The 21,516-nt window shown below is 70.0% G+C and carries 18 protein-coding genes; 10 read left to right on the top strand and 8 right to left on the bottom strand.

Going from position 1 to position 21,516, the window contains the following annotated elements; translation table 11 throughout:
• Positions 1–927: an ABC transporter ATP-binding protein gene (locus tag K344_RS0105590; RefSeq protein WP_028079831.1), complete on the bottom strand. Its 927-nt coding sequence runs from the start codon at positions 925–927 to the stop codon at positions 1–3.
• 112 nt (positions 928–1,039) lie between these two features.
• Here K344_RS0105590 and treF point away from each other — a divergent pair, with 112 nt between their 5' ends.
• From treF to K344_RS0105575, 3 genes are all read left to right on the top strand, one after another.
• Positions 1,040–2,623, top strand: a complete 1,584-nt coding sequence (gene treF, locus K344_RS0105585; RefSeq protein WP_028079830.1) for an alpha,alpha-trehalase TreF — start codon at positions 1,040–1,042, stop codon at positions 2,621–2,623.
• 152 nt (positions 2,624–2,775) lie between these two features.
• Positions 2,776–7,620: an NAD-glutamate dehydrogenase gene (locus K344_RS0105580; protein ID WP_028079829.1), complete on the top strand. Its 4,845-nt coding sequence runs from the start codon at positions 2,776–2,778 to the stop codon at positions 7,618–7,620.
• Between the two features lie 78 nt (positions 7,621–7,698).
• Positions 7,699–8,247 carry a DUF6438 domain-containing protein gene (locus tag K344_RS0105575; protein ID WP_157622786.1) on the top strand — a complete coding sequence of 183 codons (549 nt, stop codon included), beginning with the start codon at positions 7,699–7,701 and terminating at the stop codon, positions 8,245–8,247.
• A 90-nt stretch (positions 8,248–8,337) separates the two neighbouring features.
• Here K344_RS0105575 and zapE read toward each other — a convergent pair whose 3' ends face one another.
• From zapE to K344_RS0105550, 5 genes are all read right to left on the bottom strand, one after another.
• Positions 8,338–9,426, bottom strand: a complete 1,089-nt coding sequence (gene zapE, locus K344_RS0105570; RefSeq protein WP_028079827.1) for a cell division protein ZapE — start codon at positions 9,424–9,426, stop codon at positions 8,338–8,340.
• Positions 9,427–9,438: 12 nt separating this feature from the next.
• Entirely contained in the window at positions 9,439–10,758 is a 1,320-nt protein-coding gene (locus K344_RS0105565; protein ID WP_028079826.1) for a D-arabinono-1,4-lactone oxidase, read from the bottom strand.
• 127 nt (positions 10,759–10,885) lie between these two features.
• On the bottom strand, positions 10,886–11,635 hold the full coding sequence (locus K344_RS0105560; protein ID WP_028079825.1) for a lysophospholipid acyltransferase family protein: 750 nt from the start codon (positions 11,633–11,635) through the stop codon (positions 10,886–10,888).
• A gap of 96 nt (positions 11,636–11,731) precedes the next feature.
• On the bottom strand, positions 11,732–12,403 hold the full coding sequence (locus K344_RS0105555; protein ID WP_028079824.1) for a lysophospholipid acyltransferase family protein: 672 nt from the start codon (positions 12,401–12,403) through the stop codon (positions 11,732–11,734).
• A 147-nt stretch (positions 12,404–12,550) separates the two neighbouring features.
• On the bottom strand, positions 12,551–12,784 hold the full coding sequence (locus K344_RS0105550; protein WP_028079823.1) for a hypothetical protein: 234 nt from the start codon (positions 12,782–12,784) through the stop codon (positions 12,551–12,553).
• 186 nt (positions 12,785–12,970) lie between these two features.
• Between K344_RS0105550 and K344_RS0105545 the strand changes: the two genes are divergently transcribed.
• Positions 12,971–13,150, top strand: coding sequence for a hypothetical protein (locus K344_RS0105545; protein WP_028079822.1), 180 nt, complete (start codon positions 12,971–12,973; stop codon positions 13,148–13,150).
• A gap of 61 nt (positions 13,151–13,211) precedes the next feature.
• On the opposite strand, the gene K344_RS0105540 is transcribed toward K344_RS0105545, so the two are convergent.
• Positions 13,212–13,619 (bottom strand): hypothetical protein, encoded by a 408-nt coding sequence (locus K344_RS0105540; protein WP_028079821.1) that lies wholly within the window; start codon positions 13,617–13,619, stop codon positions 13,212–13,214.
• Positions 13,620–13,774: 155 nt separating this feature from the next.
• Here K344_RS0105540 and xerD point away from each other — a divergent pair, with 155 nt between their 5' ends.
• The 5 genes from xerD to K344_RS0105515 all read left to right on the top strand — a co-directional run bounded on the left by xerD (position 13,775) and on the right by K344_RS0105515 (position 20,407).
• Entirely contained in the window at positions 13,775–14,704 is a 930-nt protein-coding gene (xerD, locus tag K344_RS0105535; protein WP_211234472.1) for a site-specific tyrosine recombinase XerD, read from the top strand.
• 75 nt (positions 14,705–14,779) lie between these two features.
• Positions 14,780–15,544, top strand: a complete 765-nt coding sequence (locus K344_RS0105530) for a DsbC family protein (protein WP_028079819.1) — start codon at positions 14,780–14,782, stop codon at positions 15,542–15,544.
• Between the two features lie 131 nt (positions 15,545–15,675).
• The gene (gene mprF / locus K344_RS0105525) at positions 15,676–18,273 is read left to right on the top strand and encodes a bifunctional lysylphosphatidylglycerol flippase/synthetase MprF (RefSeq protein WP_043113842.1); all 2,598 of its coding nucleotides are present in this window, start codon (positions 15,676–15,678) and stop codon (positions 18,271–18,273) included.
• The gene (locus tag K344_RS20415) at positions 18,270–19,730 is read left to right on the top strand and encodes a virulence factor family protein (protein ID WP_043113840.1); all 1,461 of its coding nucleotides are present in this window, start codon (positions 18,270–18,272) and stop codon (positions 19,728–19,730) included. Before mprF ends, K344_RS20415 begins: the two co-directional genes overlap by 4 nt.
• Positions 19,727–20,407 carry an HAD hydrolase-like protein gene (locus tag K344_RS0105515; protein ID WP_028079817.1) on the top strand — a complete coding sequence of 227 codons (681 nt, stop codon included), beginning with the start codon at positions 19,727–19,729 and terminating at the stop codon, positions 20,405–20,407. The genes K344_RS20415 and K344_RS0105515 overlap by 4 nt, the downstream gene beginning before the upstream one ends.
• On the opposite strand, the gene gloA2 is transcribed toward K344_RS0105515, so the two are convergent.
• Positions 20,408–20,797: an SMU1112c/YaeR family gloxylase I-like metalloprotein gene (gene gloA2 / locus K344_RS0105510; protein WP_028079816.1), complete on the bottom strand. Its 390-nt coding sequence runs from the start codon at positions 20,795–20,797 to the stop codon at positions 20,408–20,410.
• A 92-nt stretch (positions 20,798–20,889) separates the two neighbouring features.
• Between gloA2 and K344_RS0105505 the strand changes: the two genes are divergently transcribed.
• Positions 20,890–21,222: a hypothetical protein gene (locus K344_RS0105505; RefSeq protein WP_245586119.1), complete on the top strand. Its 333-nt coding sequence runs from the start codon at positions 20,890–20,892 to the stop codon at positions 21,220–21,222.
• The last annotated feature ends 294 nt before the right edge of the window (positions 21,223–21,516 follow it).

The following is a 21,516-nucleotide window of genomic DNA, read 5'->3' as shown; positions in this document are numbered from 1 at the left end:
TCATGCCCGCTCCCGGACCAGGCTGACGAAAATGTCTTCGAGCGAGGACTCGCTCGACTGCAGGCTCTTGAAGTCGATGCCCAGCTCGTTGAGGCGGCGCAGCAGCGTGCCGATGCCGGTCTGCTCGCCCTGCGAGTCGAAGGTGTAGGTCAGCGCCGTGCCGTCGGCCGACAGTTCCACGGGCTGGCCGGACAGCTCGGTCGGCAGCTGCGCCAGCGGCGCCTGCAGGTTCAGCGTCAGCTGCTTCTTGCCGAGCCGCGCCATCAGCGTCGCCTTGTCCTCGACGAGCAGGATCCGGCCCTTGCTGATGACGCCGATGCGGTCGGCCATCTCCTCGGCTTCCTCGATGTAGTGCGTGGTGAGGATGATGGTGACGCCGCTCTCGCGCAGCTTGCGCACCATTTGCCACATGTCGCGGCGCAGCTCGACGTCGACGCCGGCGGTCGGCTCGTCGAGGAAGAGGATGGTCGGTTCGTGCGACAGTGCCTTGGCGATCATCACGCGCCGCTTCATGCCGCCGGACAAGGTCATCACCTTGGCGTCCTTCTTGTCCCACAGCGAGAGATCGCGCAGCAGCTTCTCGATGTAAGCCGGACTCGCGGCCTTGCCGAACAGGCCGCGGCTGAAGCTCACCGTCGCCCGCACGGTCTCGAAGGCATCGGTCGCCAGCTCCTGCGGCACCAGGCCGATCTTGGCGCGCGCGGCGCGGAAATCGGTGGCGATGTCGTGGCCGTCGGCGTGGATGGTACCCCGCGTTGGAATGACGATGCCGCAGATCGCGCCGATCAGCGTGGTCTTGCCGGCACCGTTGGGCCCGAGCAGCGCGAACAGCTCGCCGCGGCGGATGTCGAGATCGACGTTCTTGAGCGCCTCGAAGCCCGAGGCGTAGGTCTTGTTCAGACCGCGGACGGAAATGATGGACGACACGCGGGCTCCTTGCGAATGGCGTGCATCGTAATGGCGTCGCGTGCCTGACGCACCCGCAACCGCCGACGCGCGCCCGCTACCATGGGGATGGATCGCAACCGGACAAGCCCCCATGCGTCTTCACGCCCCGATCGCCCGCAGCGCCGCGTTCGCCGTCATCCTGTTCACCGTGGCCGTTGCGCGCGGCGCCGATGCGCCGATCGACCTGCGCCCGCCGTCCGAGCGCTACGGCGAGCTGTTCGACCGCGTGCAGCGCGCCGGCCTCTACGCCGACAGCAAGACCTTCGCCGATGCCGTGCCGAACGAGTCGCCGGAGCGCATCGTCGCCGCCTATCTCGCGCAGCGGCCGGACGACGCGTCGCTGCGTGCCTTCGTCGCCGCGCATTTCACGCTGCCCGAGGAGGCCGCCACGCACGCACCACCGGCGGCCAGGACGCTGCGCGCACAGATCGCCGCGCTGTGGCCGCAGTTGCTGCGTCCGGCGCTGCCGGCCGACGGTGGCTCGCGGCTCGCCTTCGACACGCCGCACGTCGTGCCCGGCGGCCGTTTCCGCGAGCTGTACTACTGGGATTCGTATTTCACGATGCTGGGCCTGCGGCGCGATGGCCACGAAGACACCGTGAACGCCATGGTCGACGGCTTCGCCGGCCTCGTCGCGCGCTACGGCCACATCCCCAACGGCACGCGCACCTACTATCTGAGCCGCTCGCAGCCGCCGTTCTTCTGGCTGATGGCGGCGCTGACCGAGCCCGACGATCCAGCCGCCGCCTGGGCGCGCCTGCTGCCGGCGCTGCGCGCCGAGCATGCCTGGTGGATGCGCGGCGCCGCCGGCCTGCCGGCCGATGCGGCCGCCGAGCACGTCGTGCGCCTGCCCGACGGCAGCCTGCTCAATCGCTGGTGGGACGCGCGTGCCGCGCCGCGCGACGAGTCGTATCGCGAGGATGTGGCGCTGGCGGCGGCGGGCGCGCGTCCGGCGCCGGCGCTGTACCGCGATCTGCGCGCGGCGGCGGAGAGCGGCTGGGACTTCAGCTCGCGCTGGTTCGCCGACGGCCGCAATCTCGCGACGATCGAGACGACGGCGCTGGTCGCCGTCGATCTCAACAGCCTGCTCTACGGTCTCGAAACGGCGATCGCGCAGGGCTGCGCGCGCGTGCAGGACATCGCCTGCATGCAGATCTTCGACGCGCGTGCCGCCGTGCGCCGCGCGGCGATGGACCGCTGGCTGTGGGACGCCGCCTGCGGCTGCTACGCCGACTGGCAATGGCAGCGGCATGCGCGCAGCACCCGGCTCAGCGCCGCGACGCTGTACCCGCTGTTCGTCGGCGCCGCCGCGCCGGCACAGGCGCGCGCGGTGGCGACGACGGTGCGCGCCCGGCTGCTGCTGCCCGGCGGCCTGGCGACGACGACGGTGGTGACGGGCCAGCAGTGGGATCGCCCGAACGGCTGGGCGCCGCTGCAGTGGATCGCCATCGCCGGCCTGCGCCGCTACGGCGAGACCGCGCTCGCCGACGAGATCGCGCGGCGCTGGCTGCAGACGGTGATGCGCACCTTCACGCGCGAGCATCGCCTGGTCGAGAAATACGATCTCGAGGCGCAGGGCGGCGGCAGCGGCGGCGAATATCCCCTGCAGGACGGCTTCGGCTGGACCAACGGCGTGACGCGCGCGCTGCTCGATGATGCCGGGGCGCGCCCCTGATCTTTGCCGCGCGTCAAGCATCTTCGGCCTTCGCCGCCGGACGGAACGACGACCGCTGAAGCTTTGGCGCGGAAGGGCAAGAGGGTTTTCACCGCAGGCGCTTCACGAATGCGGGCATATACTCGGGCGCAACTCGCCGACGAGGAGCGTGCATGAGACCGGAAGCCGTCGAAGAACAGGCGATCTTGCTTGAACGCCTGCAGGACATGGCCCGCGAGCGGGCGCCGGACGCGCTGCGCGAAGGCTTTGCGCCCTTCGTCAGGGCCTATTACGAGATGGCCTCGCAGGACACCCTGCGCATGCGCACGCCCGAGGAGCTGTTCGACACGGCGCTGCGCCACTTCCAGTTCGCGCGGCGCCGCGCGCCGGGTGAGGCCCTGGTGCGCGTGCTGCCGCCGGCCGATCTCGCGGCGCACGACAGCCGCGGTCTGGCGCGCCTGGAAACGGTCGTCGACGACATGCCTTTTCTCGTCGACTCGCTGAGCATGGCGATCCGCGACAGCAACGCGCCGATCGACTGGCTCGTGCATCCGATCCTGCACGTCGTGCGCGAGCACGAGCTGTGGCACGAGCTCGCCGCCGACGGTGAAACGGAATCGATGGTGCACATCGAGTTCGAGGCTTTCAGCAATGCCGCGAACTACACGGCGCTCGAAGACACCGTGCGCGGCGTGCTCGCCGACATCCGCTGCGTCGTCGACGACTTCTCGGCGATGCGCACCAAGGCGGTCGAACTCGCCGAGCAGCTCGGACGGCTGCCGGCCGACGCGACGGCCGACGACGCGCGCGAAGCCGGCGAGTTCCTGCGCTGGCTGGAGGACGGCCATTTCACCTTTCTCGGCTGCATCGAAACCGATGTGGTCGCCAGCGCCGACGGCAAGGGCCGTTTCGAGACGCGCCCCGATGCGGCGCTCGGCCTGTCGCGCGCGGGTCGCCGCTACGCGGATGCCGACGCGCTGATCGCGCCGCGCGAAGAGCTTGACAAATACAGCGATTCCGCGCGCCTGGTGGTCATCACCAAGGGCAATTTCCGCTCGCACATTCACCACGCCGAGTTCGTCGACGTGGTCTCGGTCAAGCGCGTGCGCGAGGACGGCAGCGTCGCCGGCACCTGCCGCTTCGTCGGCCTGTTCTCCGCCGACGCCTACATCGACCGGCCGCGCAACATCCCGCTGATGCGGCGCAAGGCCGAGTACGTCATGCAGCGCTCGCGGCTGCCGGAAGGCTCGCACTCGGGCAAGTATCTGCGTGAGATCCTCTACCAGCTGCCGCGCGACGAACTGTTCCAGTCCAGCGAGGAGGAACTGTTCCAGCTCTGCATGGGCATCCGCGCGCTGCGCGAGCGCGCGCAGCTGAAGCTGTTCATGCGCCGCGACCGCTACGGCCGCTTCTTCTCCTGCATGGTCTTCATGCCGCGCGAACGCTACTCGCGCGAGCTGCGCGACCGCATCGGCCACGAGCTGATGGCGGCCTGCGGCGGCAGCGGCATGGACCGCAACACCGAATTCCTGCGCCACGGCATGGCGCGCATCCACTACATCGTGCGCACGCCGCCGGGCACGCAGCTGGCGCTGACGCCGACCCAGATCGAGAACCGCCTGCTGGCGGCGACCCGCTCCTGGCGCGAACAGCTGCGCGACGCCTTCGTGCGCGCCAACCGCCGCGATCCGCACAGCCTGCAGCTGACGCGTTTCCTCGACGCCTTTCCGCTCTCCTACCAGGAGATGACCGCTGCCGACGAGGCCGCCGCCGACCTGCGCCAGCTGCTGCAGCTGTCGGCGACGAACGTCGTGCTGCCGCGCCTGATCGTCGAGGCCGGCACCGACAGCGCGAAGCCGGTCGGCCTCAAGCTCTACTGCCGCGCCGCGCCGCTGCCCTTGTCCGACGTGCTGCCGACGCTGGAGAACTTCGGCCTGCGCGTGCTCTCGCAGGATCCGCACGAGATCCGTCCGCGCGACGGCGAGCCGCTGTGGGTGCAGCAGTTTCACGTCGAACTGGCCGGCCATTGCCGGCTGCCGCCCGAGCAGCAGCGCAGCTACTTCGAGCACGCCTTCCTGCAGACCTGGCACGGCGCCACCGAGAACGACGGCCTCAACCGTCTGGTGCTGCTCGCCGGCCTCGACGCGCGGCAGATCGTCTGCCTGCGCACCCTGACCAAGTACCTGATCCAGACCGGCCTGCCGTACAGCCAGGACTACCAGGAACGCCTGCTCGCCGAGTACGCGCCAGTCGCGCGGCTGCTGGTGCAGCTGTTCGAGACGCGCTTCGATCCGCGGCTGGCGGATGAACAGCGGCGCTTCGACGAGATCAAGCTGGCGCAGGCGCTCGACGACGCGCTCGACAAGGTGGCGACGCTCGACGGCGATCGCGTGCTGCGCGCCTACACCGGCGTGGTCCGCGCCGCGCTGCGTACCAACTACTTCCAGAAGGACAGGGACGGCGGCGCCAAGCGCTACGTCTCGGTCAAGCTCGACCCGAGGCGGGTGCCGGAACTGCCGGCGCCGCTGCCGATGTTCGAGATCTTCGTCTACGCGCCGGAGGTCGAGGGCATCCATCTGCGCGGCGGCCGCGTCGCGCGCGGCGGCCTGCGCTGGTCGGACCGCAAGCAGGATTTCCGCACCGAGGTGCTGGGCCTGATGAAAGCGCAGATGGTGAAGAACGCCATCATCGTGCCGGTCGGCGCCAAGGGCGGCTTCGTCGTCAAGAACGGCGACCCGTCGAACCGCGAAGCCTGGGCCCGGCAGGGCGTCGAGTGCTACAAGGTTTTCCTGCGCGGCCTGCTCGACCTCACCGACAACCGCGTCGGCGACGGCATCGTGCCGCCGCCGGACGTGGTGCGCCACGACGAGGACGATCCGTATCTCGTGGTCGCCGCCGACAAGGGCACGGCGACGTTCTCCGACATCGCCAACCAGCTCGCGATCGACGAATACGGCTTCTGGCTCGGCGACGCCTTCGCCTCCGGCGGCAGCGCCGGCTACGACCACAAGAAGATGGGCATCACGGCGAGGGGCGCGTGGGAGAGCGTCAAGCGCCACTTCCGCGAACTGGGCACGGACATCCAGAGCACGCCGTTCACCGCGGTCGGCGTCGGCGACATGAGCGGCGACGTGTTCGGCAACGGCATGCTGCTGTCGCGGCAGACCAAGCTGGTCGCCGCCTTCGATCATCGCCACATCTTCATCGATCCGGACCCCGATCCGGAAGCGAGCTTCGCCGAGCGCGAGCGCCTGTTCGCGCTGCCGCGCAGCAGCTGGGACGACTACGACAGGAGCAGGCTCTCGGCCGGCGGCGGTGTCTGGCCGCGCAGCGCCAAGCTGATCAAGCTGTCCGAGGAAGCGCGCCGCGCGCTCGGCATCGAGGCGGCGAGCCTGACGCCGCAGGAGCTGATGCGCGCCATCCTGCTGGCGCCGGTCGATCTGCTGTGGAACGGCGGCATCGGCACTTACGTGAAGAGCCACCTGCAGTCGCACCAGGAATGCGGCGATCGCGCCAACGACGCGATCCGCGTCGACGGCCGGCAGCTGCGCTGCAAGGTGGTCGGCGAAGGCGGCAATCTCGGCTGCACGCAGCTCGGTCGCATCGAGTATTCGTTGTACGGCGGCGCGCCGCAGGGCCGCGGCGGCGAGGGCGGCCGCATCAACACCGACTTCATCGACAACGCCGCCGGCGTGCACACCTCGGACCGCGAGGTGAACATCAAGATTCCGCTCAACGGCCTGATGTACGAGGGCAGGCTGACGCGCGCCGCGCGCGATCCGCTGCTGGCCGGCATGACCGGCGAGATCGCCGACGCCGTGCTCAAGGACAACTACGTGCAGAGCCTGGCGATCAGCCTGATCGAGCGCGATGCGGTCAATCAGCTCGGCGAGCACAACGACGTGATGCGCACGCTCGAACGCGACGGCCATCTCAACCGCACGGTCGAGTTCCTGCCGGACGACGAGGCGCTGAAGGAGCGGCGCTCGAAGAACAAGGGGCTCACGCGCCCCGAGCTGGCCGTGCTGCTGTCGTACAGCAAGATCTCGCTGTTCGATTCGGTGCTGCAGTCCACCGTGCCGGACGAGCCGTTCTTCGAACGTGATCTGCTGGCCTATTTCCCGCGCGAGCTGGTCTCGCAGTATCGCGAGCCGCTGCGCACGCATCGGCTGCGCCGCGAGATCGTGGCGACCATCCTCGCCAACGCGGTGATCAACCGCATGGGCTTCGCCTTCGCGCACCGCTTCGCCGAGGATCACGGCGTGCCGCGCGCCGAGGTCGTCAAGGCCTACGCGATCGCCCACGAGATCTACGACGGCGACCGCTACTGGCTGCCGATCCAGCAACTCGACGGCAAGGTGCCGGCCGCGCTGCAGCTGCGCCTGTTCGGCCGCGCCATCGGCCTGATGAAGCACGCCACGACCTGGCTGCTCAACTATCGCTGGACCGCGAAGCCGGTGCACGAAGCGGTGGAGAATTTCGGCGCGGGCATCGACGCGCTGACCGCGCTGCTGCCGGACGTGCTGCCGCCGGGCTATCGCGGCGACTGGGACAAGGCTGTCGCCGCCATGCTCGCCGACGGCGTGCCGGTCGGCCTCGCGCACCAGCTCGCCAACACCATGGTGCTCGGCAGCGCGCCGGACATCATCGAGCTCGCGCGCAGCGCCGAGGTGCCGCTCGCCGAGGCCGCGCGCGCGTATTTCCTGGTCGGCGACAAGCTTGGCATGCTGTGGCTGCTGTCGACGATCATCGCCTTCCCGGTACAGAACAAGTGGCAGGCGCTCGCGCGTTCGAACCTGCGCGAGGACAGCTATCGCCTGCACCGCAAGATCGCCGCGCGCGTGCTGCAGTCCGGCAACGACGGCGCCGAGGCGCGCCTCGACTCCTGGCTGCAGGCCGATCCGGACAAGATCAAGTTCGGCATTCGTCGCCTGCAGGAACTGCAGACCGGCGGCGTCAGCGACTTCATGACGCTGGCGGTCGCGGTGAGAGAACTGCGCAAGATGGGCAATTTGTGACGACCGCTGGCACGGGACGTGCAACGCTGCGCCGTGATTGGCCGATGCCGGCCGGTTTCGCTGCGCATGGAGCGTTCGATGAAGAGGGGCAGGCGATGGGTAACGGCGTTGCTCGCGGGTCTCGCGGTCGGCTGTGCCGGCGTGTCGGCGCCGCCGTCCAAGGTACCGCCGTCCAAGGTGCCGCCGGCGGGTGCGCCGGTGCCGGCGCCGCCGGCTGACGAGCGTTTCGCGGTGTCGCTCGCGCGTTCGGCCTGCTTCGGGCGCTGTCCGCAATATCGCGTCACCGTGCATGGCGACGGCCTCGTCGAGTTCGTCGGCGAACGGAATGTCGCGGCCCTGGGGCCGTATCGCAAGCGCGTCGATCCGCTTGTCGTCGCCAAGCTCCTGATGCCGGCGCGCGAGCTGTTCGGCAGGCTCATGGACTACGTGCCGGGCAGTGCGGGTTGCCAGGCTTACGCGACCGATCACGCGACGATTTCGCTGACGTTCTCCGATGCCGGCGTGCATCGCGCACTGCATCACTATCTTGGCTGCGCGAAGCCGCCCGACATGCTGATTTATTTCGAGCAGCAGCTCGAAGCGACGGCCAACATCGGTGCCTGGGTTCAGGGCGGCGCGCTGCGTTGAAGTGTCCGGATCGTCGCGCGACGGGCGGATGCCGGCGCCGGGCCTGACGAGGCGAAGCGCCGGCCATGCGCGGCGAAATCTTCAGGAACGTCAGGCCAGATGCGGCTTCGCCAGATATTCCTCGGACTGCATCTCGGTCAGCCTTGAATTCGTGCGCTGGAATTCGAAGCGCAGCTTGTCGCCGGTGTAGAGCGCGTCGAGCGGCACGTCGGCGGCGAGCAGCAGCTTGACGCCGCGGTCGTAGAACTCGTCGACGAGGTTGATGAAGCGGCGCGCGGCGTCTTCCTTGAAGACGGTCAGCTGCGGCACGCGCGAGATCATCACGGTGTGATGGGTGCGGCCGATCTCGATGTAGTCGGCGGCGCCGCGCGGACCTTCGCAGAGCTCGTCGAAGTCGAACCAGATCACGCCGTCGAGCTCGCGGCGCGCGTGGATCACGCGGTCGTTGATGCGCAGGTCGGGTTCGGCGACGCCGTCGCCGTGCGCGATGGCCGTGAACCATTTCTGCAGCGCCGCCTCGCAGGCCTCGTCGCAGGGGTGCCGGTAGATGTCGGCGTGCGTCAGCGTGCGCAGACGGTAGTCGATGCCGCCATCGACGTTGAGCACGCGGACATGACGCTTGAGGATGTCGATGAAGGGCAGGAAATTGGCGCGCTGCAGGCCGTTCTCGTAGAGCCGTTCGGGCGGAATGTTGCTGGTGGCGATCAGCGTCACGCCGTGCGCGAACAGGTTCTCGAACAGACGGCCGAGGATCATGGCGTCGGCGATGTCGGAGACGTAGAACTCGTCGAAGCAGAGCACGCGCACTTCGGCGGCGTACTCGTCGGCGACCAGCTTCAGCGGATCGCGCTCGTCGGGATAGCGCTTGCGGCGCTCGTGCACGTCGAGCATGAAGCGATGGAAATGCGTGCGCAGCTTGCGCGCGAATGGCAGCGACTCGAAGAAGACGTCCATGATGTACGTCTTGCCGCGGCCGACACCGCCCCACATGTACAGGCCCTGCACCGGCGCCCACTGCTGCTTGCGGAACCAGCGCCGCGGCGGCGTGTCGACCAGCGCCTCGTAGACCTGCTGCAGGCCTTCGATGGCCGCCGCCTGCGCGGCGTCGCGCGAGAAGTCGCTGCGCTGCAGGTCCTGCGCGTAACGCGCGCGCGGCGATGGCGGTTGCTGGTGCGTCATCCCGGCGGACGGTCAGCGCAGGTTCGCGCCGAACAGGCGGGCGATGTGCGGATTGAGAAACAGGCCGTGCGGGTCGAGCTGCCGGCGCAGGGCGCAGAAGTCGTCGAGGCGCGGATACAGCGGACGCAGGTCGCTGATCGTCTTGTCGTGCGCCGAGCCCCAGTGCGGCCGGCCTTCGCTGCGATCGAACAGCTCGGTGACGGCGGCGAAGTAGGCGGCGTAAGGGCGATCGCCGTAGGCGGGCAGGGCGATGCAGACGCTGTCGCGCCGGTACTGCGGCGACAGCCAGGCATCGTCGCCGCGCACGAAGCGGATCTCGATCGGGATGTGCACGCGGAAATCGAGCGCGCGGATCACGCGCTCGAGCTGGCGCAGGATGTCGGCGGCGCGTTCGAGCGGCAGTGCATATTCGAGCTGCTGCACGCGGGTGCGCCGCGGCAGCGCATACGCGCGCTCGGCGTCGAGCACGCAGCTTTCCGTCGGCAGGCGCGCGGCGAGCAGCTTGCCGGCGTACTCCGCGGCCTGCGTCGAGCGGCGCGCCAGGGTGCGCATGCCGCGCAGCATGATCTGCTCGTAGGCCAGGCCGCGCACGGTGGCGACGCTCAGCGCCGGCTGCGGCGCTTCGCGCGATTCGTCGGCATAGCGCTGGCGCACGACGCCGGCGTACGGAAACCAGTGCAGTTCCAGATTGCGGTGCTCGCGGCGCAATTCGGTGAGCCGCGCCAGGGTTTCGCCGAAGCTGGCGCGCCGCGACGTCACCTTCAGGCGATAGTGATCGATGCATTGCAGCTCGATGTGGGTGACGACGCCGAGCGCGCCGAGCGAGACGCGCGCGGCGTCGAACAGCTCCGGCTGCTGCTCGCGAGAGCAGACACGCACCGAGCCGTCGGCCAGCACCAGGCGCAGGCCGGTGACCATGCTGGCGAGGTTGCCGAAGGCGGTGCCGCTGCCGTGCGAGCCGGTGGCGATGAGGCCGGCGATCGTCGGCGCGTCGGTGGACGGGCCGTTCTCGAGCGCAAGCTCGCGCTCGGCGAGCAGTTCGTTGAGGTGACGCAGCGTGGTGCCGGCGCGCACCCAGACACGGCTGCGCTGCACGTCGGCGCTCTCGATGCCGGTGAAGCGGCGCAGCGACATCTGGTTGTCGTCGGTCCAGCACAGCGGCGCGAACGAGCAGCCCGAGCCGATCACGCGCAGGCGCTCGCCTTCCTCGGCGGCGCGCAGCACTTCGGCCTGGATTTCTTCGAGCGAAACCGGTTCCGAGCACCAGTTCGGTTCACAGCGAACGGTACCGGACCAGTTGCTCCAGCCTTGCGGGCGGGAAAGCGGCTTCATGCAGGGGGCGACGACGGGCGGGGGCGAGGAGGATAACCAATTCGCATGGTGAATTCAGTCGCTGCGCCTGCCCGCGGCGCCTGCGCGCTGCGGCCATTCACCAGGCCCGCTTCGCTGTCCGGCATGCTCAGAGCTCGCTGTCGCCGCGATCGGCGAGGGCGGTCACGTGATCGGCTTCGCCGCTGAGCCGCAGGACCTCGCGGCGCACGACGTCGCGCAGCGCGAGCGCGGCCTCGCGTTCGCTGCCGTCCGCCTTGAGCGGCGGGGCGATCTCGATGTGCAGCGCGCTCCAGCGCGGCAGGCGTCGGCCGCCGCCAAAGAGCCGCCGCGAACCGCGGATCGCCGCCGGCACCACGGGCACGCCGCAGCGCGCCGCCATCAGGAAGGCGCCGGCCTTGAACGGCAGCAGCCCCGGTTCCGGCTTGAACGTGCCTTCGGCGAAGATGGTCAGCGCCTCGCCGCCGTGCAGGCGCCGCATCAGCTCGCGCGTGGTGCGCGCGCCGGCGCGCGCCTCGCGGCGATTGACGAAGATGACGCCCATCGCGTTCAGGCAGCGGCCGATCAGCGGCCAGCGCTCGGCGCCGTCCTGCACGACGAAGCTGTAATGCGGCGGCAGCGCCGCGGTCATGACCATGCCGTCGATGTAGCTGGCATGGTTGCAGACGACGATGTTGGCGCCGGCCGGCAGATGCTCGGTGCCGCGCACGCGCAGCGGCACGCCGATCGCCGCCAGCATCAGCCGTGCGCCGATGCGGCCGACGTTGCGGCGCGTCTCGAGCGAGCGGCTGGCGATGACGGCGACGCAGACCGGCGGGATGAGCAAGGCCAGCATCAGCGCGGCGTAAGGCGCGTAGACGAGATGGAAAAGGCGGCGCATAGGGAGCGCCATTATCGGACGGCGGCGGCTTGGACCGCCAGACGCGAGACGCCGGCAGTGCCGCGACGGCGGCGGCCGCCGGCCGGGCCCTGCCGTTCAAGCGCTGCCGAGCGGCGCGCGCCGGCGCGCCGTCCGCCACCGGCGGCGCGGCCGCAGCGGGCCGTCGTCCAGCGCGGTGATGCGCTTGCCGAGTTCGATGAGCATGTCATCGAACTGCCGCGGCGTGGCGCGCGCGTCGATGCGCAGCGGCGCGCCGTAATGAACGTGAATGGTGGTGAACGGCTTCGGCAGGCGGAAGGCGTCCCAGGTCGGGAAGCTCCAGTAGCGCTCGGCGAGCGCCGCGTATGGCACGATCGGCAGGCCGGTGCGCATGGCCATGTCGACGATGCCGGGCTTGGCTTCGCGCGCGGGCCCTTTCGGTCCGTCGACCGTCACCGCGCCGGGCAGGCCCGACATCAGCACGTCGATCATCTCGTCCTTGGCCTGGCGGCCGCCCTTGTCGCGCGTTCCGCGCCGCGAGCTGCCGCGCACGACGACGTGGCCGAGCCGGCCGAGCGCGTAGTCGAGCGGATCGGCGTGGCGCGAGCGCGACACCATGACGACGTGCGGCCGGGCGCTTTGCGCGAGGATGCCGGCGAACAGGTTCTGATGCCAGATGGCGAGGATGTACGGGCCGCCGGCCGGCGGTTCGCCGACCGCGCGGAAACGATACGAGCGCAGCAGCGCGCAGGCCACGGCGTGGCACAGCAGGAAGAGCAAGCGATGCATGTTCGAAGGGCGCCGGCGGCGCGATGTCACCGTTGCAAGGCGGCGTTGTGAGCGATGCGGCGTCGGGCCGCGTCACGGAAAAGCGTGCCGCGCGGTCGCGTGCGCACACTCGGCGATCCGTCGCGCCATGGCGACGGCTGTGGGAACTCAGCTGCTCGAGCGGCGGCGTCCGGACTCGACGACGATCGGTTGCCAGACCTTGCGGAAATGCGCGGTGACTTCCGCCGTCACCGCCAGCACGCCGGCTTCGTTGCGATAGAGCCAGCCGGCGCGCGCCAGACGCCTTTCATCCTCGCCCAGCGGCGGCGCCGGTTGCTGGCCGCGAAACAGGCGCATGAGGTAGGTGAAATCGTGATCGCTGCAGCCGGAGGGAAACGACATGGCGACGCGGGACCGGCAGCGGTTGGAATTGCAGTCTGCGCGCAAAGCTTACGCACTGCAAATCGGCGCGCGGCCGCGCGCCGCGCGCCGGTTCACGTGCGGCGGCCGCGCGTTCCGTGTTGCTTTTGTCGCGTGGTCGGCGCACCGTGGTTCTCCGCCCGTCCGCATCCGCTTCGGAGTTCAATGATGGACAAGCCATTCAAGGTCGGCGACATCGTCGTCCAGCGCAGCGGCAGCGTCCGCATGAAAGTGTCCGCGATCGACAGGAGCGATGGCCGCGTCCGCTGCACCTGGGTTCGCGGTCCGGCGAAGCATTCGCAATCGTTCGCGGCCACCGAACTGATGAGCGTGATCAGGCCCGGCTGAGGCGCCGCGCGGCGCCGGCTCGCCGGCCGCCGTCTCGCGCCGGGCGAGGCGGCGCACCCGTTCAGGCGGATGCCGGCGGGTCGTCATCGAAGATGACGTCGAACTGCAGTTCGATCTCGCAGGCCGCCCACCCGCGTTCGCGCGTCGGCCGCTGGCCGCCGCAGGCGAGCGTGCCGTGGATCGCGCCGCCGTGCCGCGCGTGGCCGCGCTCGATCGTCGGCGTCAGATCGAAGCCGCCGTTGCGGCACTCGGGATCGGGGCAGAGGAAGGCGAAGAAGGCGCGCATCGGCGGCAGGAAGATCTGCCGGTAGGGCATCGGCAGCGTGCGTCGCTCCATGCGTGCGAAGCGCAGGTCGACGGCGACGCTGCGCACCTCGGGCCAGCGCTCGCTGATGGTCGGCGCGATGTCGTAATTCTGCTGGCGTTCCTGGCGACGCTGCGCGTCGCCGGCGTAGGGCTTGACAGCCATTGTTGGGGTCCGGCGTCTCGGCGTGATCGCGCCGGAACCGCTCCGCCGCACTGCGCGCACGGTGCGCGTTCCGCATCGTGAACGCAAGCCACCGGCGGGCCGCGCCGTGCCGGTTCCACTTGCCGCCTCGTGCGCGGCGACGCTTCAATACGCCCATGCCGCGCGCCGCTTCGCCTCCGTCGATCTCCCTCGCCGCCGCGCCGAGCGATGAAGATCGCGCGGCGATCGAGCGCTTCCTCGACCGCCTGTGGCTGGAGCGCGGGCTCGCCGCCAACACGCAGGCCAGCTACCGCTCCGATCTCGCGCTGTTCGCGCGCTGGCTGGCGCCGCGCGGCGTGGCGATCGCCGGCGCGCGCGAGGCCGATCTGCGCGACTACCTGGCCGCCGTGCGTCGCAATCCGCGCTCGCAGGCGCGCCTGCTGTCGGCGCTGCGCCAGTTCTACCGCTATCTCAACACCGACCGGCAGCGCGACGACGACCCGAGCGCGCGCATCGAATCACCCAGGCTCGGCCTGCGCCTGCCGAAGACGCTGGCCGAGCGCGACGTGCAGAACCTGCTGGAAGCGCCGGACGTCGAATCCGATCTCGGCCTGCGCGATCGCGCCATGCTCGAGCTGATGTACGCCAGCGGCCTGCGCGTCAGCGAGCTGGTCACGCTCAAGCTGACCAGCGCCGACCTGCGCCAGGGCGTCGTGCAGGTGCTTGGCAAGGGCGGCAAGGAGCGCCTCGTGCCGATGGGCGAGGAGGCCTTGCACTGGCTGCAGCGCTATGTGCGCGAGGCGCGCGGCGAGCGGGCCGTGGCCGGCGCCGACTGGCTGTTCGTGACGACGCGCGGCGCGGCGATGACGCGGCAGAACTTCTGGCTGCGCATCAAGGCCTACGCGCGCCAGGCCGGCATCCGCACGGCACTGTCGCCGCATACGCTGCGCCACGCCTTCGCCACGCATCTGCTCGAACACGGCGCCGACCTGCGCGCCGTGCAGGCCCTGCTCGGCCATGCCGATCTGTCGACCACGCAGATCTACACGCACGTCGCCAAGGCGCGCCTGCGCGAGCTGCATGCCCGGCATCATCCGCGCGCCTGAAAAACACCGCCGCGGTGAACCGCCGGCGGGCCGTGCTGTCATAATGGCCGCCTTCCTCCGCCCGTCGTGGAAACCATGAAGTTCGTCCTGCCGCTGTGCGCCGCCGTTGCGGCGATCCTCGCGCTTTCGGCCTGCGCGCCGAAACAGAATTCCGAGCTCGATGCCGTGCGCGCCAAGATCGCCAGGGTGCTGCCGGACCTGTCGCCGGAAGCCGTGCGCCCGGCCTCCGCGCACGGCCTGTACGAGGTGCAGGACGGCGCCAACGTCGCCTATGTGACCGCCGACGGCAAGTTCCTCATCGAGGGCGACATGGTCAATCTGCAGACCGGCGAGAACGTCACCGAGAACCTGCGCAAGGCCGACCGCGTCGCCAAGCTGGCCGCGCTCGGCGAGGATCAGATGATCATCTTCGCGCCGCAGGGCCGCGCCAAGCACATCGTCAGCGTGTTCACCGACGTCGACTGCGGCTACTGCCGCAAGCTGCACAGCGAGATCGCCCAGTACAACGCCGAGGGCATCGAGATCCGCTATCTCTCGTATCCGCGCACCGGGCCGAATTCCGAATCGTTCCGCAAGGCCGAGGCCGTGTGGTGCTCGGCCGACCGCCAGGCGGCGCTGACGCAGGCCAAGCAGGGCATGCCGGTCAGCGGCGGCGCCGATTGCGAGAACGTCGTGCAGCGCGAATGGGAGCTCGGCAACCAGTTCGGCCTGCGCGGCACGCCGCTGCTGGTGCTCGAGGACGGCAGCGTCGTCAACGGCTACCTGCCGCCGGCCGCGCTGCTGCAGCGCCTCGAGGCGCCGCCGAGCGCGGCCTTCACGACCGCGCCGCGCCAGGGCTGAACCGGATCGAGGCGCCGTCCGGCGCCGCGCCGGGCGGACGCCGCCGGCCCGCCGCCGGTCAGGGTTCAGATACCCGTCGTGCCGGCCGCATACAATCGCGCAGCGCTTCCGCCTGATCGCCCCGACCTTCGATGCCGGACCCCGTAAAGCCCGCCGCCAGTCCTGAACCCGCCGCCGGCGCGGCACCCGGGCTGCGCTGGTCGCGCTGGCGCATGGCGCTGACGATCGCCGGGGCCGTGGCGCTGACGGCCCTGATCCTTTTCGCGCTGCAGCGCCTGACCGCGGAGATCCGCTACGCCGACCTGCTGACGGCGATACGCGGCACCGCGAAGTCCGACATCGCGCTCGCCGCGCTGATGACCGCCGCCAGCTTCATCGCCCTGAGCGGCTACGACTTCTCCAGCCTGCGCTACGTCGGCGCGCGCGTGAAGCCGCGCGTGGTCATGCTCACCTCGTTCATCGCCTATGCGCTCGGCAACACGGTCGGCCTCGGCGTGCTGACCGGCGGCGCGGTGCGCATGCGCATGTACAGCGCGGCCGGCGTCGAGGCGCCGAAAGTCGGGCGGGCGATCGCCTTCAACGCGCTCGCCTTCGGCATCGGCATTTCCACGCTCGGCGCACTCGGCTTGCTGTGGGGCGCCAAGCAGATGGGCGGCGTCACGCACCTGTCGGCGAACCTCCTGCGCACGATCGCCGTGCTGCTGCTGATGGGCGTCGCCGCCTTCGTCACGCTCTGCGCGGCGCGGCGCGAGCTGCCGCTCGGGCCGCGCCTGACGGTCGCCCTGCCGCGCGCCGGCCTGGCACTCCAGCAGCTCGGCATCTCGATCGTCGAGCTGGTGTTCTCGGCGGCGGCGCTGTGGTTCCTGCTGCCGCACGAGGGCATCAACTTCCCGGCCTTCATCGCCTTCTACGCCATCGCCATCACGCTCGGCATCATCAGCCACGTGCCGGGCGGCCTCGGCGTGTTCGAGGCGACCCTGCTGCTCGCGTATTCGGGGCGCATGCCGCCCGAGCAGCTGGCCGGCGCGCTGATCCTCTATCGCGGCATCTACTACCTGCTGCCGCTGCTGGTGGCGGTGGCGATGCTGGCGCTGTTCGAACTGCGCGTCGGCGTCGCCGCGCCGGTGACGCGCGCCGCGGCGCGGCTGTCGCCGGCCTTCCTCGCCGCTTTCACGCTGATCGTCGGCGTCATGCTGCTGGTGTCCGGCGTGACGCCGGCGACCGACGAGGCGGCCGAGCTGCTGGCGCTGAAGGTGCCGCTGCCGCTGGTCGAGGCCTCGCACTTCATCGGCAGCATGGTCGGCATCGCCTTCCTGTTCATCGCCCGCGGGCTGCTGCACCGGCTCGACGCCGCCTGGTGGGCGGCCGTGCTGCTCGCGGCGCTGAGCTTCGTGCTGGCGCTGCCCAAGGGCCTCGCCGTCGGCGAAATGGTCCTGCTGGCCTTCCTGTGGCTGACCCTGCTCGCTTCGCGCAAGGAGTTCTACCGGCGCGCCTCGCTGGTCACGCAGAGCTTTTCGATCGACTGGTTCATCGCCATCGGCTGCGTGATCGCCGTCGTCGTCTGGGTGCTGTTCTTCGCCTACCGCGACGTCTCGTATGGCAACGAGCTGTGGTGGCAGTTCGCCTTCAATGCCAACGCGCCGCGTTCGCTGCGCGCGATCACCGGCATCGCCGCGCTGGCGCTGGTCTACGCCAGCTGGCAGCTGATGCGGCCGGTGTCCGGCGACGTGCGACCGGCCACCGCCGAGGAGCTGCAGCGCGCGCAGGCCATCATCCGCAAGCAGCCGCGCGCCGAAGGCCTGCTGGCGCTGACCGGCGACAAGTCCCTGCTGTTCTCGGCTTCCGGCAATGCCTTCCTGATGTATGGCAAGCACGCGCGCTCCTGGGTCGCGCTGCACGATCCGATCGGGCCGGTGAAGGAATGGCCGGAGCTGATCTGGCGCTTCATCGAGCTGGCCGCCGCGCACGGCGGACGCGCGGCGTTCTACCAGGTGCCGCCGGCCTCGCTGCCGCTCTATCTCGACGCCGGCCTGCGCGCGCTCAAGCTCGGCGAATACGCCTCGGTGTCGCTGCCCGACTTCACGCTCAAGGGCAGCGCGCGCGCCAACCTGCGCCACGGCGCCAGCCGCGGCGAGCGTGAGGGCCTGACGTTCGAATGGCGCGAGGGCGAGGCGATCGCCGAATGGCTGCCGCAGCTGCGCGTGGTGTCCGACGCCTGGCTGGCGGCGCACGAGACGCGCGAGAAGAGCTTCTCGCTCGGCCGCTTCGACGCGCGTTACCTGACCGCCGGCGCGGTCGGCGTGGCCCGGCACGGCGAGCGCATCGTCGCCTTCGTCAGCGTGATGATCACCGAGCAGCGCATCGATTCGGTCGTCGATCTCATGCGCTACCTGCCGGACGCGCCGAAGGGCGCGATGGATTTCCTGTTCGCCAGGACGCTCACGCAGCTGCAGTCGCTCGGCTACCAGAGCTTCGGCCTCGGCATGGCGCCGATGTCGGGCATGATCGATCACCCGCTGGCCTCGCGCTGGCACCGCTTCGGGCGCCTGCTGTTCGCGCACGGCGGGCAGTTCTACAACTTCCAGGGCCTGCGTGCGTTCAAGGAAAAGTTCGCGCCCGGCTGGGAACCCCGTTATCTCGTCGCGCCCGGCGGCATCGCGCCGCTGCTCACCCTGGCCGACATCGCCGCCCTGATCGGCGGCGGACTGAAGGGAGTCATCAGCAAATGATCCGTGTCCTTGCCGTGCTGCTCTGCGCGACCCTGTCGTGCAGCGCGTATGCCGGCCAGCAGGCGCCGTCGAAGGCGCCGGCCAGAACCGCTGCGAAGAGCGCCAGGCCCGCCGCCAAGCCCAGGGAGATTCCGCTGGCGCCGGGCGCCGAGCAGATGATCACGCACGGCAGCTTCGAGGGCGTGGCCATGTACGCGCCGCGCCACCAGGTGAAGAGCTTCGTGATGCTGTTCTCCGACGGCGCCTGGAATGCGCAGGATGCGGAGATGGCCAGGCAGCTCACCGAGCGCGGCGCGCTGGTCGCCGGCATCGATACCGCGCGCCTCTACGCGATGCTCGACGCGCTGCCCGACAAGTGTCTCTACACCAGCGGCGACGTCGAGAATCTCAGCCGCTTCGTGCAGGCCTACTACAAGGTGCCGGGTTACTTTCCGCCGATCCTGATCGGCGAGGGCACCGGCGCCGCGCTGGCCTACCTGCTCGACGCGCAGGCCGGCGCCGGCAAGCTCACCGGCATCATCACGCTCGGCTTCTGCCCGCTGACCGGCTTGAAGAAGCCGTTCTGCGAGGGCGAGCACGTGCGTTACGCCTCGCCGCGCGCCCGGCCGGGCCTGCTGCTGCCGGCCAAGGATCTCGACGCGCCGTGGACCTGGATCGACGCCGGCGTCGACCCGGCCTCGTGCAAGGTGAAGATCGACGCGAAATTCCCGGACATCGACAACGGCCGCCGCATCATCTCCGCCGCGCACAACCGCGAGGACCTGTTCCTGCAGAGCTACGACACGCTCGCCGCCAAGCTGGCGCCGCTCGCCGGCGCGGCGCTGCCGACCTCGCTGTCCGACCTGCCGCTGATCGAGATTCCGAACAGCGCGCCCGGCGACACCTTCGCCGTGCTGTGGTCCGGCGACGGCGGCTGGGCCGGGCTCGACAAGGACGTGGCCGAGGCGCTCAAGGAACACGGCATCCCGGTGGTCGGCGTCGATTCGCTGCGCTATTTCTGGAGCGAGAAGACGCCGGCCAGCCTCGCCAAGGACATGGACCGCGTGATCCGCTACTACGCGCATCAATGGAAGCGCGACAAGGTGCTGCTGATCGGCTACTCGCAGGGCGCCAACATCCTGCCGTTCGCGATGAACCGCATGCCGGCGACGACGCGCGACATGGTGGCGGTGACAGCGATGATGGGGCTGTCCGAGCGCGCCGACTTCGAGTTCCACGTCAGCAACTGGGTCAGCAGCAGTGACGACGGTCTGCCGATCGCGCCGGAGGTGCAGAAGCTCGACGGCGGCAATCCGCTGTGCGTCTACGGCACCGAGGAGGACGACACCCTGTGTCCCTCGCTCGATCCGAAGAAGGTCAAGCTGGTCAAGCTGCCGGGCGGTCATCATTTCGACGGCAACTACGATCACCTCGCGCGCATCATCCTCGACACCGCCGGCGTGACGGCGCCGAAATGAGCGGCGTGCCCTTCGGCGTGCTGCTCGACCTCGACGGCACGCTGACCGATTCCGAGCAAGGCATCATCCGCTGCATGCGGCACGCGCTGCAGCAGATGCGGAGGCCGGTGCCGGACGACGCCGCGCTGCGCCGCCTGATCGGGCCGCCGACGCAGCAGACGTTCGCGACCCTGCTCGGCAGCGAGGAGCGCGCGCTGGTCGACGAAGCGGTGCGCCTGTACCGCGAGCGCTTCGCGGCGACCGGCATCTTCGAGAACCGCCTCTATCCCGGCATCACGGAGATGCTCGACGCGCTGCAGGCGCTCGGCTGCCGCATGGTGCTGGCGACGTCGAAGCCGCACATTTACGCGCAGCGCATCGTCGAACACTTCGGTCTCGACCGCTGGCTGTCGGCCGTCTACGGCGCCGAACTCGACGGCACGCGCGCCGACAAGGCCGAGCTGCTCCGCCACCTGCTCGAACGCGAGCGCTTCGATCCGGTTCTGTGCCTGATGGCCGGCGACCGCAGGCACGACGTGCTCGGCGCGCGCGCCAACGGCGTCGAGGCCTGCAGCGTGCGCTGGGGCTACGGCGAAGCGGCCGAACTGGCGGCGGCCGCTCCGGACTTCTATTGCGACACGCCGGCCGAGCTGGTCGCGCTGGTGCGCACGCGGATCGCCGCGGCGGCAAGGCGCTAGCTAGCGCGCGTCCTCGTAGAACTCCAGCGGCAGGCCGTCCGGATCGGCGAAGAAACAGAAACGCCGGCCCGTGTATTCGTCGACGCGCACATCCTCGTGCGCGATGCCGTGCGCGCGCAGCTGCGCGAGCGCGGCGTCGAGATCGCCGACGCGAAACGCGAGATGCCGCAGCCCCAGCGCCTCCGGCCGCGACGGCCGCGGCGGCGCGCCGCGAAACGTGAACAGCTCCAGCTGCAGGCCGCCGGCGCCGGCGAGGTCGAGCTTCCACGACTGCCGCGCCTCGCGGTAATGCTCGGCGAGCACGCGCAGGCCGAGCACCTGCGTGTAGAAGCGCTTCGATCGCTCGTAGTCACTGGCGATCAGCGCGACATGATGCAGGCCGGCGAGCATCGTCGTCATGGCCGGCGCCGTTCGTTGCCGCTCTGCACGACGGTGTCGGCGACGGATCGCGGGGCGGATCGCATGGCTCCCTCCAGAAGATGATGGCGGCCGCGCTGCTTGCCAGCGTGGTCCTGCCTGGCGGCTGTTCGACGACGGGGCATCTCATCATGCCGCCGCATATGCGGCTTGTCGCGATGGGGCGTGCGCTCGACGTGCCGGCCGACGGTGTCGTCAGCACCAGGCCGTTCTCGTGGAGCGCGGCCGGCGGGATTCCGGACCGCCTGGAAAAGGATGGCGAGGTCGTGAAGAAGGGCAGGCCGCGCGCGAAGTTCCGCGTCGTCTCGATCTTCTGGCCGCCGCTCGCCGCGATCTGCTGGCCGACGGCCTTCAACCCCGACATCAGCTGCGACCTGGTTCGCCAGACGCAGAAGTAGCGCGCTCCGATGCCCGTCGGCCGCCTCGCCGACAGAGCCAACATGCGCAGCTTCGAAGCAAGCGGTCGCGGGCTTGCGTCGCGATGCACCACCAATGCGCAGGCGAGGCCTTTCTCGAAACGAGCGCGCGCGATTGTGGAGCGACGGCATCGTCGACGCGCGCACGCAGCCGGTCGTTCCTGCGCAGCGCGCGCCTCGCTTGGTCGCGCAGGCGCTTTCATATTCTTGCAACGCATAAGCTGAGCACTTTTCGATCTGGCGACTGTCGTCATCGAGGACGCGCGCCTGCAACGA

This window comes from Solimonas soli DSM 21787, from assembly GCF_000474945.1.
Classification (GTDB): domain Bacteria; phylum Pseudomonadota; class Gammaproteobacteria; order Nevskiales; family Nevskiaceae; genus Solimonas; species Solimonas soli.
Note: the sequence above shows the minus strand (reverse complement) of the source record. Positions and strands in the feature narration are given on the sequence as shown.

Coding starts and splice junctions, on each gene's coding strand:
- treF (WP_028079830.1), top strand. CDS start 1,040: ATGCGTCTTCACGCCCCGATCGCCCGCAGCGCCGCGTTCGCCGTCATC.
- K344_RS0105580 (WP_028079829.1), top strand. CDS start 2,776: ATGAGACCGGAAGCCGTCGAAGAACAGGCGATCTTGCTTGAACGCCTG.
- K344_RS0105575 (WP_157622786.1), top strand. CDS start 7,699: ATGAAGAGGGGCAGGCGATGGGTAACGGCGTTGCTCGCGGGTCTCGCG.
- zapE (WP_028079827.1), bottom strand. CDS start 9,426: ATGACGCACCAGCAACCGCCATCGCCGCGCGCGCGTTACGCGCAGGAC.
- K344_RS0105565 (WP_028079826.1), bottom strand. CDS start 10,758: ATGAAGCCGCTTTCCCGCCCGCAAGGCTGGAGCAACTGGTCCGGTACC.
- K344_RS0105560 (WP_028079825.1), bottom strand. CDS start 11,635: ATGCGCCGCCTTTTCCATCTCGTCTACGCGCCTTACGCCGCGCTGATG.
- K344_RS0105555 (WP_028079824.1), bottom strand. CDS start 12,403: ATGCATCGCTTGCTCTTCCTGCTGTGCCACGCCGTGGCCTGCGCGCTG.
- K344_RS0105550 (WP_028079823.1), bottom strand. CDS start 12,784: ATGTCGTTTCCCTCCGGCTGCAGCGATCACGATTTCACCTACCTCATG.
- K344_RS0105545 (WP_028079822.1), top strand. CDS start 12,971: ATGGACAAGCCATTCAAGGTCGGCGACATCGTCGTCCAGCGCAGCGGC.
- K344_RS0105540 (WP_028079821.1), bottom strand. CDS start 13,619: ATGGCTGTCAAGCCCTACGCCGGCGACGCGCAGCGTCGCCAGGAACGC.
- xerD (WP_211234472.1), top strand. CDS start 13,775: ATGCCGCGCGCCGCTTCGCCTCCGTCGATCTCCCTCGCCGCCGCGCCG.
- K344_RS0105530 (WP_028079819.1), top strand. CDS start 14,780: ATGAAGTTCGTCCTGCCGCTGTGCGCCGCCGTTGCGGCGATCCTCGCG.
- mprF (WP_043113842.1), top strand. CDS start 15,676: ATGCCGGACCCCGTAAAGCCCGCCGCCAGTCCTGAACCCGCCGCCGGC.
- K344_RS20415 (WP_043113840.1), top strand. CDS start 18,270: ATGATCCGTGTCCTTGCCGTGCTGCTCTGCGCGACCCTGTCGTGCAGC.
- K344_RS0105515 (WP_028079817.1), top strand. CDS start 19,727: ATGAGCGGCGTGCCCTTCGGCGTGCTGCTCGACCTCGACGGCACGCTG.
- gloA2 (WP_028079816.1), bottom strand. CDS start 20,797: ATGCTCGCCGGCCTGCATCATGTCGCGCTGATCGCCAGTGACTACGAG.
- K344_RS0105505 (WP_245586119.1), top strand. CDS start 20,890: ATGGCGGCCGCGCTGCTTGCCAGCGTGGTCCTGCCTGGCGGCTGTTCG.